11 protein-coding genes and 2 pseudogenes are annotated in these 14395 nt (G+C 63.9%); 9 read left to right on the top strand and 4 right to left on the bottom strand.

What is annotated here, in order from left to right:
• Positions 1-42 precede the first annotated feature (42 nt).
• From ACVWW3_RS04705 to ACVWW3_RS04690, 4 genes and pseudogenes are all read right to left on the bottom strand, one after another.
• The gene (locus ACVWW3_RS04705) at positions 43-1038 is read right to left on the bottom strand and encodes an alpha/beta fold hydrolase (protein WP_456650776.1); all 996 of its coding nucleotides are present in this window, start codon (positions 1036-1038) and stop codon (positions 43-45) included.
• A 10-nt stretch (positions 1039-1048) separates the two neighbouring features.
• The gene (locus ACVWW3_RS04700) at positions 1049-2599 is read right to left on the bottom strand and encodes a WS/DGAT/MGAT family O-acyltransferase (RefSeq protein ID WP_247349710.1); all 1551 of its coding nucleotides are present in this window, start codon (positions 2597-2599) and stop codon (positions 1049-1051) included.
• Between the two features lie 45 nt (positions 2600-2644).
• Positions 2645-3447 (bottom strand): annotated as a pseudogene (locus ACVWW3_RS04695) (esterase/lipase family protein).
• Entirely contained in the window at positions 3447-3704 is a 258-nt protein-coding gene (locus ACVWW3_RS04690) for a DUF6489 family protein (protein ID WP_247441401.1), read from the bottom strand. Before ACVWW3_RS04690 ends, ACVWW3_RS04695 begins: the two are co-directional and overlap by 1 nt.
• Before the next feature lie 294 nt (positions 3705-3998).
• On the opposite strand from ACVWW3_RS04690, the gene ACVWW3_RS04685 reads away from it, so the two are divergent.
• The 9 genes and pseudogenes from ACVWW3_RS04685 (at position 3999) to ACVWW3_RS04645 (ending at position 14386) form a co-directional block, all read left to right on the top strand.
• Positions 3999-5594, top strand: a complete 1596-nt coding sequence (locus tag ACVWW3_RS04685; RefSeq protein WP_247349706.1) for an ABC transporter substrate-binding protein — start codon at positions 3999-4001, stop codon at positions 5592-5594.
• A gap of 104 nt (positions 5595-5698) precedes the next feature.
• A complete protein-coding gene (locus tag ACVWW3_RS04680; protein ID WP_247349705.1) occupies positions 5699-6679 on the top strand; it encodes an ABC transporter permease in 981 nt (326 codons plus the stop codon).
• A gap of 10 nt (positions 6680-6689) precedes the next feature.
• Positions 6690-7662 (top strand): annotated as a pseudogene (locus ACVWW3_RS04675) (ABC transporter permease).
• Between the two features lie 58 nt (positions 7663-7720).
• Positions 7721-8707 carry an ABC transporter ATP-binding protein gene (locus ACVWW3_RS04670; protein ID WP_456650778.1) on the top strand — a complete coding sequence of 329 codons (987 nt, stop codon included), beginning with the start codon at positions 7721-7723 and terminating at the stop codon, positions 8705-8707.
• Complete coding sequence (locus tag ACVWW3_RS04665) at positions 8704-9693, top strand: ABC transporter ATP-binding protein (protein WP_247349702.1); 990 nt, start codon at positions 8704-8706, stop codon at positions 9691-9693. Before ACVWW3_RS04670 ends, ACVWW3_RS04665 begins: the two co-directional genes overlap by 4 nt.
• Before the next feature lie 81 nt (positions 9694-9774).
• On the top strand, positions 9775-11580 hold the full coding sequence (locus tag ACVWW3_RS04660; protein WP_456650779.1) for a gamma-glutamyltransferase family protein: 1806 nt from the start codon (positions 9775-9777) through the stop codon (positions 11578-11580).
• Positions 11581-11589: 9 nt separating this feature from the next.
• On the top strand, positions 11590-12300 hold the full coding sequence (locus tag ACVWW3_RS04655) for a DUF1028 domain-containing protein (RefSeq protein ID WP_456650780.1): 711 nt from the start codon (positions 11590-11592) through the stop codon (positions 12298-12300).
• Positions 12297-13286, top strand: a complete 990-nt coding sequence (locus tag ACVWW3_RS04650; RefSeq protein ID WP_456650781.1) for an ABC transporter ATP-binding protein — start codon at positions 12297-12299, stop codon at positions 13284-13286. Before ACVWW3_RS04655 ends, ACVWW3_RS04650 begins: the two co-directional genes overlap by 4 nt.
• The gene (locus tag ACVWW3_RS04645; RefSeq protein WP_456650782.1) at positions 13286-14386 is read left to right on the top strand and encodes an ABC transporter ATP-binding protein; all 1101 of its coding nucleotides are present in this window, start codon (positions 13286-13288) and stop codon (positions 14384-14386) included. The genes ACVWW3_RS04650 and ACVWW3_RS04645 overlap by 1 nt, the downstream gene beginning before the upstream one ends.
• Positions 14387-14395: the final 9 nt, after the last annotated feature.

The raw sequence follows: 14395 nt of genomic DNA, 5'->3' as shown, positions 1-14395 counted from the left end.
TCGTCGCTCCGCTCCTCGCAATGACGAGTTCGCAATGACCAGTTAGCCGAACCGCCTTCTACGCCATTCGATCAATTTGGCGCTGACCTCTTCGGGCTTCTCCTGCTGCGTCCAATGGCCGCTGTCCTTCACCAGATATTTCTCGAGATCACCGATCAGCTTCTCCATGCCGTCCGCCGCCGACGGCGGCAGCACGGCATCGTTCTCCGCCATGATCATCAGTGACGGCACATGTACGTGATGATCGAGCTCCTTCGACCGCTCCCAATTGCGCGTAAAATTGCGATACCAATTGATGCCGCCAGTGAAGCCGGTTCTTGTAAACGTATCGACGAAGATTTTCTTCTCGTCGGCCGACAGGATCGGCGTGCGCGGATCGTGCTTTGCGTCATAGGCCGCGATCATCTGCGGAAAGGCGAGATTGGTCTTTGACGAGGCACCAACGCCCGCGATCGGCGTCTCAGCCGGTTTCGCCTCCGGCCGCGCCAAAGGCTTGCGCATGAAGGCGTCAAAGGTCTGCTCGACGCGGCTGCCAAAGATCTTGTCCGGTTCGCGCGCAGGATCCTGGAATTGGACGATGTACATCTGATCGCCGAACCGCTGGCGGAACAGCGCGATCGGATCGATCGGCGCACGGTCCCAATGCGGCGTGTTGACGCCGACCACACCGGCCACGCGCGACGGATGCCGCAACGGCATCTGCCAGACGACGAAGCCGCCCCAGTCGTGGCCGACGAAGATCGCCTTATCGATGTTCAGATGATCGAGCAGCCCGACGAGATCGCCGGTCAAATGCTCCATGTCGTAGTCTTCGACAGGCTCGGGCCGGTCGCTCGCACCATAGCCGCGCTGGTCCGGCGCGATCACCCGGATGCCGGCCTCGCTTAGCGCCTTGATCTGGTGGCGCCAGGAGAAAGCAAGCTCGGGCCAGCCGTGGCACAGCACGATCGGCGGCTTGTCATCGGCCGGGCCGGCATCGTAATAGCCCATGCGGATTCCGTTCGTCTGCGCGAACTTGAGCGGCGGCATTTCAATCATCGACACATTCCTACTCCGCGGCGCCCTTGATGTCGGCCACCGGGGATGCATAGGCCGCTTCGAGTGCGGCAAACTCCTCCGGCAGCATGTCGCACATCACCTGCACATGCGGAATGATGTTGGCACCGACGATGAAGCCGAAATCGAGCTGGTCGCGATAGCTCTGCACAGTGATGTTGAGAGCCTGTCCATGGGTCGAGATTGACACCGGGAAGATGTGCAACAACTCGGCGCCCGCGGCGTAGAGCGTTTGCCGCGGCCCCGGTACGTTGGACACCGTGATGTTGGCGGCCGGCGGCAACACATCCGAGAGGTTCGAGCGGCTGTAGACCAGTGCCAGAATCTGCATCATCATCGGCGCGCCCAGCATCGAGATGTTGGATATCTGCGGCATCAGCGCCCGCAGCGGATGCGACATCTCCTTGGACTTGGTCGATTGCGCGATAATGGCTTCCAGCCGCGCCTTGGGATCCTCGATGTTGGTCGCGATCGAGCAGATCATGCCGAACACCTGGTTGTTGGCCTCGGTGTTGCCCTCTTCGCGCAAGGAGATCGGCACCGCCGCGGTCAGCGATTTCGCCGGCAGCGTGCTGTGCTCCTTCAGGTAACGCCGGACCACGCCGGAAGCGAGCGCCAGCACCACGTCGTTGAGCTTGCCGCCAGCCTGCTTGGCCAGCGCCTTGGATCGCGACAGCGAGATCGAGACGCCGGCGAAGCTGCGCTCGGACGAGATCGATTTGTTGAGCATGGTCGGCGGCGACACCATGCTGGCGAGACTCTCGCGCGACTTCGGATCGGAAATCTTGCCGAGCACCTCGGAGACGCTCTTGACCATGGTCGGGATGTTGCCGGCGAAGCGCACCGCGCTCTCGATCTGGTACATCGCATTGTCGAACAGGATCGAGCCGATGTCGCTCTTGCCGGTGCGCGGCAGTTGCAAATTCTTCGCGGCCGCCGATGCATCGAGCGGCTGGGTGATGAACTGCTGATAGGAATCGAGCAGGTTCGCGGCGATGTCGCGCGGCTCCGGTCCGGGCTTGGCTCCTGCAGTCGGCGGATCGACCTTCCGGGGGGTCGGCGAGATGTCGTAGATCATGTTGGTGAGCGCCGCACCGGCGCCGCCGTCAATGGCGGCATGATGCATCTTGGAATAAAGCCCGACCTCGTTGTCCTTCATGCCCTCGAACACGTAGAACTCCCAGAGCGGGCGGGCGCGGTTCAAGAGCTTGGCGTGCATCCAGCCGACGATGCGTTCGAGCGTGGCGCGATCGCGCGGCTGCGGCAGGCTGGCCCGGAAGATGTGACGGTCGATGTCGAACTGATCGTCCTCGACCCAGGAAGGATGATCGATGTCGAGCGGCGCCTTCTCCAGCCGCGCCTTGAGGATCGGCGCGATGTGCAGGCGCGAGACGATCATTGCCTTGAAGTCTTCGAAGAAGTCGCCTTTGTAGTCGTCCGGCAGGCGAAAGATGGCCATGCTGCCGACATGCATCGGCATTTCCGGCGTTTCCAGATAAAGAAATGATGCGTCCAGCGACGACAGCTTCTTACCGTCAGCCATAATTCCCTCCCGAGTATTTGACGGGCGCCTTAGCGGCACTTCTCGTCAGGCCGATACTGCCTGTTCCGGCGGGGCATATGCAATGGCAAACGGCCCTGCCCGGTCAAATGGCGAGAACTCCCCCTCCGGTTGCGCAAGACGGTCCGCCACGACCCAAAGCGCTGCGGGATTCACCCCGAGCCCGATATGGCTCGCCAGGTGCACCTCGATGTTCTCGGCGCGGTCGGAGGGACGTAGCAGGCAGGTCCGCCAGTTCACGATGCCGTCGGCACGCGAATAGACCGAGGTTGCCGGCACCGGCAGATCGCCGGTGATCGCCTCGCGCAGCTCGGCGAAATCCTCCACCCGTTCGCCGGACATCATCTCGTAGAGCCGCGTCGCATTGGTCGCTCGTATGTCATTGGCAAAAGGGCTGCCGAGCGTGATGACATTGCGGACCATGTCGGGCGCCTCAGGAGCGCGAGATCGCGCGCATAGACGCCGCCGAGACTCCATCCGACCAGACTGACCTTGCGTCCGCTCGCAGCATGGATTTCAGCGAGACGGGCGCGCAGCAAATCCCGCATCCGTCCCAGCCCGCCGAGGTTGCGCCCCATCCGCCAGGCATGTGCCTCATAGCCGAGCGCACCGAGATAGCGCCGCATCGGCGCCATCGAGAGGTCGCTGGCGAGAAAGCCCGGCAGCGCCAGTACTGGATGGCCATCGCCTTTCGGCGCACGCATCAGAACCGGCGACAACAGCAGGCTGGCATTGAATTCGAATAACCCACGAGCTTCGGCGAGCAGCAGACCAAGGCCCGGCGGATGAAGCCGGCCGGAGGACTGCGGCCCGTCCGGGACGGGCGGCATTATTTCTTCTTGTCGCTGCTGCGCGTGCCGCCGAGACCGGCCATGGTGACGAACATGTCCTGAAACCGCTCCGCGATCTTGGGATCGAAGGTGAACCAGCTCTGGATCAGCGATTCCGGCGAAACCTTATCGATGTTGGACATCATCTGCTGCTGCAACTTGTCCATCACCGCGGCCTGCATCGGCATCACGTCGGGTAGTCCGAAGAACTGACGGGCTTCCAGGGGGGTGCAGTCGATTTCGATATTAACTTTCATATCCCCTCCAGATGAGATTCGAGCGGCTTCATATAGTATCGCCGCGACACGGTGTGCAACGCAAGCGACCTGAGGCAAGCGGCTAGGCGCCGGCTTCCGCGTTCGATGGATATGGTCAATCAAAATCGGCCCCTCGTCCCCCGATTGTCGGTCAGCATTGCTGCACAGCGGTGCAACTTGGCGCGTTCCTTGCTGCAATGGCGCTTGCACGGGTCGAGAACTCTGGGCAACATGGATTGGGACGCCCGCCGAACAATCAAAAATCACGGCGCGGCAGAGTTGAGAGGGTCAAGAATGTCAGTCGGTCGAACTCTGTTTGCGGCGACGCTCGCCGGTATGCTTGCGTTGACGATGTCGCCAGCGTCGAGCCAGACGCTGCGCTATGCCAACCAGGGCGACCTGAAGTCGCTTGATCCCTACTCGCTGAACGAGTCCACCACCCACGCCCATCTCGGTCACGTCTATCAGGGCCTCACCGCGCGCGACAAGGACCTCAAGATCATTCCGGCGCTGGCGGAGAGCTGGGAAACTCCGGAGCCGACCCGGTGGCGCTTCCATTTGCGAAAGGGCGTAAAATTCCACAACGGCGACCCCTTCACCGCCGACGACGTGCTGTTCTCCGCCGATCGTGTCCGAAACAAAAACTCGAACATGCAGACCCGCCTGGCGCCTGACGTCAAGGTCGTCAAAGTCGACGACTACACGGTCGATTTCGTCCTGCCCTCGCCCAATCCCATCCTGCATTCGGCGTGGGACGTCTGGTACATCATGGACAAGAAGTGGGCTGAGGAGAACAAGGCCGTCGAGCCGACCCCGGTGTCCGCGACCTCGCCGAGCTACGCCTCGCTGCACGAGAACGGTACCGGTCCCTTCATCATCGAGAGCCATCAGCCCGGCGTGAAGACCGTGTTCAAGGCCAACCCCAATTACTGGGGCAAGATGGAAGGCAACCTGAAGGAGATCATCTTCACCCCGATCGCCTCCGACGCCACCCGCGTCGCTGCGCTGCTTTCGGGCGAGGTCGACGTCATCGAGCCGGTGCCGATCCAGGACATTGCCCGCGTCGATGCGAGCCCGAATGCCCAGGTGCTGAAGGCGCCGGAGCTTCGCACCATCTTCATCGGATTCGACACGGTTCGCGACGAGCTGCTCTATTCCAACATCAAGGGCAAGAACCCGTTCAAGGACGTCAAGGTCCGGGAGGCGTTCTACAAGGCGATCGATATCGAGCTGATCAAGACGCGCGTGATGCGGGGACTGTCGACACCGTCGGCACTGATGATCGCGCCCGAACTGTTCGCACTGTCCAAGGAGTTCACGCGGCCAAAATTCGATCCTGACGGCGCCAAGAAACTCCTGACCGAGGCCGGCTACCCCGACGGCTTCGAGGTCACGATGGATTGTCCGAACGACCGCTACGTCAACGATGCCGCGATCTGCCAGGCCGTCGTCGGCATGCTTGCCCGCATCGGCGTCAAGATCAATCTGCTGGCACAGCCCAAGGCACAGTACTTCGCCAAGGTGCTGAAGCAGGGTGGTTACCAGACCTCGTTCTTCATGCTGGGCTGGACGCCGAGCACGATGGATTCCCACAATGTGCTGAACGACATCATGGGATGCCGCGACGATGCGAAATCCTCGCGGGGCGAAGCCAATCTTGGTGGCTATTGCAACAAGGAATTCGACGCCATCACCGACAAGGTGCTGGTCGAAACCGACACCACCAAACGCAATCAGCTGATCAAGCAGGCGTATGAGATCAGCATCAAGGACTGGGCCTATATTCCGCTGCACCAGCAGGCGCTGGCCTGGGGCGTATCGAAAAAGGTCAACCTGCCGCAGCGCGCCGACAATCTGGTCATGTTCCACTGGGCGACCAAGAAGGAATAGCGTCAGTCGAACACGAGGTCCCGGCAGCGTCAGGCTACCGGGACCTTTCTTTTTCCGGCCGACAAAGACGTCGGCCAGACGCACACTCAAGGAAAGTGGAAGGCATGCTCGCTTTCACTCTTCGCCGCGCCGTTCAGGCGATCGGCGTCATGTTCGCCGTCGGCATCATCGCGTTCTCGATGTTCCGCTTCGCCGGCGACCCCATCAACCAGATCGTCTCGCTCGATACGCCGGCGGCCGAACGCGCAGCCGTGCGCAAATCGCTGGGCCTCGATGATCCCGTGCCGGTGCAGTTCGTGCGCTATTTCGCCGATGCCGCGCAATTCAAGTTCGGCGTCTCCTATCAGTTCCGCCAGCCGGTCTCGACGCTGTTGATGGAGCGTATGCCCGCCACCCTGGAACTTGCGATCTGCGCGACCGTATTTGCAATGGTATCCGGCATCCTGATGGGCGTCTATTCTGCGCTCAGGCGCGACACCGTGCTCGCCAAATTATTCCAGGCGGTTTCGCTGATCGGCATCTCGCTGCCGACGTTCCTGATCGGCATCCTTCTGATCTATCTGTTCGCGGTGACGTTGGGTTGGTTGCCCTCGTTCGGCCGCGGCGAGGTCGTCAAGCTGGGCTGGTGGACCACGGGCTTGCTCACATTGTCGGGCCTGAAGGCGCTGATCATGCCCTCGATCACGCTCGGCCTGTTCCAGATGACCCTGATCATGCGGCTGGTGCGCGCGGAGATGCTCGAAGTGCTTCGGACCGATTATATTCGTTTTGCCCGCGCCCGCGGGCTGACAACCCGTGCCATTCATTTCGGCCACGCGCTGAAGAACACTCTGATTCCCGTGATCACGGTAGCCGGACTGCAGTTTGGCTCGGTTATTGCATTTTCGATCATCACCGAAACCGTGTTCCAATGGCCCGGCATGGGACTTCTGTTCGTGCAGGCCGTGCAAAACGTCGATATCCCGATTATGGCCGCCTACCTGCTGATGGTCTCGCTGATCTTCGTCACCATCAATCTGGTGGTCGACATCCTCTACACGGTCGTCGATCCGCGCCTGCGCGCGACCGTCGGCCGTGCCACATAAGGCAGTCCGCATGTCCGAAGTGGTCGCCTCCAATCCCGACAAGCCGAGCACGCTGCGGACGCATGCTGCCCGTAGCTGGCTCAGCCGTGCACTCGACAGCGACATCCTCTATTCGTTTCGCCGCTCCAAGCTGACCATGGTGGCGGCGGCCATTACCGTGCTGTTCTTCCTGCTCGCAATCTTTGCCTCCGCGCTCGCGGTGCAGGACCCGTTCGATCCCGCGCAGCTCCAATTGATGAATTCCCGGATCTCACCGCTCTGGACCGCCGACGGCCAGAGCCCGTTCCTGCTCGGCACCGACGAGCAGGGCCGCGACGTGTTCTCCGCCATTCTCTACGGGCTGCGCATCTCGCTCGCCGTCGGCGTGGCCGGCGTAATCTTCGCCGGCGCGCTCGGAATCGCGCTCGGTCTGATCGCCGGCTATTTCGGGGGCGCGGTCGACGGCGTGATCATGCGGATCGCCGACGTACAACTCACTTTCCCCGCCATCCTGATCGCGCTGCTGGTCAACGGCATCGCGAAATCGATCCTCGGCAACCGGCTGGATGCAACCAGCATGCTGGTCGTGCTGGTGATCTCGATCGGCCTGAGTTTCTGGGTCGGGTACGCCCGGACGGTGCGCGGTTCCGTGATGGTCGAGAAGAACAAGGATTACGTGGCTGCCGCGCAATTGATCGGCCTTCCCGCACCAAAGATCATGTTCCGCCATGTGCTGCCGAACACGATGGGTCCGATCCTGGTCATCGCCACGATCAACCTCGCGCTCGCCATCATTACCGAGGCGACACTGTCCTTCCTTGGCGTCGGCCTGCCCGACACAATGCCCTCGCTCGGCACGTTGATTCGCATCGGCAACAACTACCTGTTCGCGGGCCGAATGGTGGATCGTGGCCTTTCCCGGTATCGCGCTCGCTGCCTTGATCCTGTCGATCAACCTGCTCGGCGACTGGCTGCGCGACGCGCTCAACCCGAAGCTCCGATGAGCAAAACTTTGATGAGCAAGATTTGGATGAGCAATACTTGGATGAGAGCGTCTCGCTCATGACCGAACCCATCCTCTCCGTGCGCAATCTTCAGGTGGAGTTCGCCTCCCGCCGCGGCACGCTACGCGCCATCGACGGCGTCTCCTTCGATATCGCCAAGGGCGAGGTGCTGGGCGTGGTCGGCGAATCCGGCGCCGGCAAGTCCGTCACGGGCTTGTCTGTGATCGGCCTGATCGATCCGCCCGGCCGCATCGCCGGCGGCGAGATTCGTCTTGCGGGCCTGCGCATCGACAATCTGCCGCCAGAAGAGCTGCGCCGTATCAGGGGAAAACGGATCGGCATGATCTTCCAGGACCCGCTCACATCGCTCAATCCGCTCTACCGCGTCGGCGACCAGCTCATCGAGACGATCAAAACCCATCTGAACCTGTCCGAGTCCGCCGCACGCCGCCGCGCCATCGACCTGCTCGCCGAAGTCGGAATCCCAGCGCCCGAAAAGCGCATCGACGGCTATCCCCACGAATTCTCCGGCGGCATGCGCCAGCGGGTGGTGATTGCGCTGGCGATTTGCGCCGAGCCGGAGCTGATCATCGCGGACGAGCCGACCACCGCCCTCGACGTCTCCGTGCAGGCGCAGATCATCTCGCTCATCAAGCGCCTCGGACGCGACCACGGCACCGCCGTGATGCTGGTGACCCACGACATGGGCGTCATCGCGGAGGCGTCCGACCGTGTCGCAGTGATGTATGCCGGCCGCGTCGCCGAGATCGGCCCGGTGCAGGACGTCGTGAGAAATCCGCTGCATCCCTATGCCAAGGGCCTGATGGGCGCGATCCCGACGCTTGCCGGCGACGACAAGCGCCTGGTGCAGATCCCCGGCTCCATGCCGCGCCTGTCGGCGATCCCGCGCGGCTGCTCGTTCAATCCACGCTGCGCATTCGCATTCGATCGATGTCGCGTGGAGAGGCCGGAGCCGCTGCCGCGCGGCACGCAATCTGTCGCCTGCCACCTCTATGACAACGTGCCGGCGGAGAGCGCTGCATGAGCACTCCCTTCGTCCAGGCCACGAGTTTGCGGCGCGTCTTCGACGTCTCGAAGCCCTGGCTCAACCGCGTGCTCGAGGGCGGCCATCTCGAATATCTCAAGGCCGTCGACGGCGTCACCTTCGACATCAGGAAGGGCGAGACTTTTGCACTGGTCGGAGAGTCCGGCTCGGGCAAGACCACGGTGGCGCGGATGGTCGTCGGCCTGCTGCCGCCGAGCTCCGGCAACGTCCTGATCGACGGCGTCTCGATGACCGACCCGCGGCAGGCGCCGGCTCGGCGAAAGCTGCGCCGCCGCATCCAGATGATCTTTCAGGATCCCTATGCGAGCCTGAACCCGCGCTTCCGGGTCGACGCCATCATCTCCGAGCCGATCCGCGCTTTCGACCTGATCCAGGGCGAGCGCGACATCCAGGCGCGCGTCGGAGAGCTTCTCAGCCTTGTCGGCCTGCATCCCGACGACAGATTGAAGTTTCCGCACGAATTCTCGGGCGGCCAGCGCCAGCGCATCGCGATCGCGCGGGCACTCGCCTCCGACGCGGAGTTCATCGTCTGCGACGAGCCGACCTCGGCGCTCGACGTCTCCGTGCAGGCGCAGATCCTGAACCTGATGCGCGACCTCCAGGACAAGTTCGGCCTGACCTACATGTTCATCAGCCACAACCTCGCCGTGGTCCGCCACATGGCGAGCCGCGTCGGCGTGATGTATCTCGGACGCATCGTCGAGATCGCAGAGGGGCGCGAGCTGTTCGCCCGTCCACGCATGCCCTACACCAAGATGCTGCTGGGTGCCGTGCCTGATCTCGCCATGAGCGGCCGCCAGCGCATTCCGGTGAAGGGCGAGATCCCGAACCCGATCAACCCGCCCCCCGGCTGCGCCTTCAACCCCCGTTGCCCGCTGGCGTTCGATCTCTGTCGCAAGGAGGCCCCGGAACTGATCGACGGGGTCGCCTGCCACGCCGTCAACACCGCTTCGGTCCCGGCGTGACGCGCGCGTGCCATGCAGCCTGCGCATTTGGCGGCGGCCTGGCCCTGTGATCAATTGCGCGCGCAGCAAATGAGGTAGTCCATGGCCAGCATCGTCAATCCCGATCCCTTCACGACACGCCCCGAGATCGAGGGCACATTCGGGGTCGTCGCGACCACACACTGGATCGCGACCGCCATCGGCATGGCCATCCTGGAAAAAGGCGGCAACGCCTTCGACGCCGGCGTCGCCACCGCTTTCACGCTCCAGGTGCTCGAGCCGCATCTGAACGGTCCCGGCGGCGACGTGCCGATCATCGTGCACGACGTCAAGCGCGGCCGCACCGAGGTGATCTGCGGCCAGGGTCCGGCACCGGCCCGCGCCACCATCGCGCATTACAAGAGCGAAGGCCTCGACATGGTGCCCGGCACCGGCCTGCTCGCGGCCTGCGTCCCCGGCACCTTCGAATCCTGGATGATGCTGCTGCGTGACTATGGGACGATGCGCGTGCGCGACGTGCTGGAGCCTGCGATCTCTTATGCGCGCGACGGCTATCCTCTGGTCGAGCGCGCCTGCGCCACGATCCAGATTGTCGAGCAATTGTTCCGCAAGCACTGGCCGACGTCGGCCGCCGTCTATCTCCCGAACGGCGAAGTGCCAAAACCCGGCACACTCTTCACCAACAAGACACTTGCGGCGACCTACGCACGGATTCTGAGCGAAGCCGAAAGCGGCGGCGGCGACCGCGAAGCGGAGATCGAGCGCGCGCGAAAGGCGTGGTCGCATGGCTTTGTGGCGGAAGCCATCGACAAATTCTGCCGCACCCAGGAGGTGATGGACGTCAGCGGCTCGCCGCATCGCGGCGTGCTATCGGCCGACGACATGGCGCGCTGGCAGCCGACGGTCGAGGCGCCGCTGACCTACGACTACGGCCGCTACACTGTCTGCAAGGCCGGCGTCTGGAGCCAGGGCCCGGTGACGCTGCAGCAACTCGCGCTGCTGAAGGGCTTTGCGCTTGACGGGCTCGATCCGACCGGTCCGGAATTCATCCATCTCCAGATCGAATGCGCCAAGCTCGCCTTTGCCGACCGCGAGAAATTCTACGGCGACCCCAAGTTCAGCGATATCCCGATCGCGACGCTGTTGTCGGACGCCTATAACGACGAACGACGCAAGCTCGTCACCGACAAGGCTTCGCTCGACTTCCTCCCCGGCTCGATCGAGGGCTTTGGCGGCGTGGTCAAGCTGCGCCGTGCCGAGGGGCAGCGCGAGGCGGTCGGCGCGCTCGGCGCCGGCGAGCCGACGGTGGGACGTTTCGGCGAGGTGCGCGGCGACACCGTGCATTTCGACATCATCGACAAGGCTGGCAACATGGTGTCGTCGACGCCGTCGGGCGGCTGGCTGCAATCCTCTCCGATCATTCCGGAACTCGGCTTCTGCCTCGGCAGCCGCGCCCAGATGTTCTGGCTGGAGGAGGATCACCCCGCGGCGCTCGCGCCCGGCAAGCGACCGCGCACCACACTCTCACCCACCATGGCATTGCGTGACGGCGAGCCTTACCTGGCTTGGGGCTCGCCCGGCGGCGACCAGCAGGATCAGTGGATCACGCAGTTTTTCCTGCGGCACGTCCATTGCAACCTCAATCTCCAGGAAGCAATCGATGCGCCGGCCTGGCATTCCGAGCACTTTCCGATCTCGTTCTGGCCGCGCACCGCGCGCCCCGGCGTGCTCGTGGTCGAGAACCGCGTGCCGAAGGCGACGATCGAGAATCTTCGCGAGCGCGGACATATCGTCGAGGTCGGATCGGACTGGTCGGAAGGCCGCCTCACTGCGGCCTCGCGCGTCGGTGTACGACGGCGCGCCGCCGCCAATCCGCGCGGCATGCAGGGCTACGCCGCAGGGCGCTAAAGGCAACATATGACCTGGTCGATCATCGCGCGAGATTCTGCCACCGGCCAGTTCGGCATCGCCGTTGCCACGCGCTTCTTCGCCGTCGGCGCGCGTGTCCCTTATATCGCTGCCGGTCTCGGCGCCATCGCGACGCAGGCCTTCGTCAATCCCTATTACGGCATCGACGGCGTCAAGCTGCTGCGCGAGGGTCTCAACACGCACGACGTGCTGGCCGCCCTGCTCGCGACCGACGATGGCCGCGAGAGCCGCCAGATCCACATCATGGATGCGAGCGGCGAGATCGCGGCGCATACCGGGCGCGACTGCGTCGACTGGCACGGGCACATCGCGGGCAGCGGCTTTTCGATCGCTGGCAACATGCTCACGGGCGCCGACGTGCTCGACGAGACCGCAAGAACCTACATCGCCAATGACAGCCTGCCCTTCCCGCGCCGCTTGCTCGCCGCGATGCGCGCGGGCGAGGCCGCCGGCGGGGACAAACGCGGCAAGCAGTCCGCGGCGCTCCTGATCCATGGCGAGGAGGAATGGCCGGTCCTAGACATACGTGCCGACGATCATCCCGATCCGCTCGGCGAACTCGAACGGCTCGAACAAGTCAGCCAGGAGCTGTGGGTTCACTTTCGCGACTCGATGCCAACGCGGCAGAACCCGGCAGGCAACACCGATCGCAGCGTCATCGACGCCAGCATCGCCGCAGCGCGCGCAAAACGGTCATGAACGCGAGCCCCCTCATCGAGATCAGGGATCTCCGCATCCGTTTTCACGGCGACGACGGCCGCATCACCCACGCGGTCGACAGCGTCGATCTCAGCGTCGCCAATGGCGCGACGCTCGGCCTCGTCGGCGAATCCGGCTGCGGCAAGAGCGTGACCTCGCTGGCGATCATGGGCCTGCTGCCGAAACAGAGCGCGGAGATCTCAGGCGCGATCCGTTTTGACGGCTTCGATCTGTTGCAGGCACCAGACCAGATATTGCGGGACCTCCGCGGCAACCGGCTCGCGATGATCTTTCAGGAGCCGATGACCTCGCTCAATCCGAGCTTCACCATCGGCGACCAGATCATCGAGACGATTCTGCGCCACCGCGGCGGCTCACGCCGCAGCGCGCGCGACCGGACAATCGAACTGCTGCGTCGCGTTCACATTCCCTCGCCCGAGCGGCGGATCGACGAATATCCGCACAAGCTCTCCGGCGGCATGCGCCAACGCGTCATGATCGCGATGGCGCTCGCCTGCGACCCGCGGCTGCTGATCGCGGACGAACCGACCACCGCGCTCGACGTCACCTTGCAGGCGCAGATCCTCGAGTTGATGCGGGAATTGAAGGCGGCGAGCGGCGCCGCGATCATCCTGATCACCCACGATCTCGGCGTCGTCGCCGAAGTCTGCGACGAAGTCGCCGTCATGTATGCCGGCGAGATCGTCGAACGCGCGCCGGTCGACGAATTGTTCTCGGCGCCGCAGCATCCCTACACCGTCGGCCTGCTCGGCTCGATCCCGCGGCTGGACCATCGCGCCGAACAGCTTGCCACGATCGAGGGCATGGTCCCGAACATGATGCACCCCCCCGCGGGCTGTCGTTTCGCCGCGCGCTGCCCTTTCGTGCTGGACGCCTGCACCAAGGCACCGCCGCCGCTCGTCGAAGCGAGCCCCGGCCACCTCTCGCGCTGTATCCGCGCGCCGCTCGAACGCCTGGTGTCCTGATGGCGCTGCTCGAGGTCGAAGGCCTGGTCAAGCATTTCGTCGCCGAGCGCTCGCTGTTCGGCCGGGCGCTGGCGCATGTCAAAGCGGTTGACGGCGTTTCCTTCTCGCTGGAGGCCGGCAAGACGCTGGCGCTGGTCGGCGAATCCGGCTGCGGCAAATCCACCGTCAGCCGCTTGGTGCTGCGGCTGATCGAGCCGGATGCAGGCACAATCCGTTTCGAAGGCCGCGATCTCCTCTCCCTTGACGCCGGCGCGCTGCGCGCCTTCCGCCGCGAGGCGCAGATCATTTTCCAGGATCCCTACGCCTCGCTCAACCCACGCATGACGGTCGGCCAGATCCTGACCGAGCCGCTGGCGCTGCATGATCTCGTGCCGGCGGCACAGCGGCGCGAGCGCGTCGAGGAGATCTTGCGGCTGGTCGGGCTGGAGCCGCGGCTGGCCCGGCGTTACCCGCACGAATTCTCCGGCGGCCAGCGACAGCGCATCGCGATTGCCCGCGCGCTCGCGGTCGAGCCAAAACTGATCATCTGTGATGAGCCGGTCTCGGCGCTCGATGTCTCGATTCGCTCGCAGATCCTCAATCTGCTGCGCGAACTCCAGGACCGGCTCGGCCTCGCCTACATTTTCGTCTCGCATGATCTCGCCGTGGTCAAGCACATCGCCGACCATGTGGCGGTGATGAATCTCGGCCAGATCGTCGAGACGGCGGCGGCGGACGCGCTGTTCGCCGCACCCCGCCATCCCTATAGTCGGGCGCTATTGTCCGCGATCCCCGTGCCTAAACCGCGGGCAAAGCGCAGCCGGATCGTGCTTCAGGGAGAGATCCCCAGCGCGCTGAATCCGCCGCCGGGATGCCGCTTCCACACCCGCTGCCCCTATGTGGTCGAGCGCTGCCGCAGCGAAATGCCTCAGCTGCTGCCGGATGGCATCGGACATGCAACGGCGTGCCACCGAACGTCGGAACTGCCGTCGTCCGAGGCGATCGTCCCGTCCAACGGCGGCTTCTCGCCGGTTCTTGAAAAATTGGTCGCCGCCTTCAGCGGCGGCCCGGAAGCAGCACGCGCCGGCGGGGTTAGTTCATTGAGGACCGACCCGGCCTAGCCGTCAAAC

Source organism: Bradyrhizobium sp. LM2.9 (assembly GCF_054056555.1).
The sequence above is the reverse complement of the archived record's forward strand: the minus strand, read 5'-3'. Positions and strand labels throughout refer to the sequence as shown.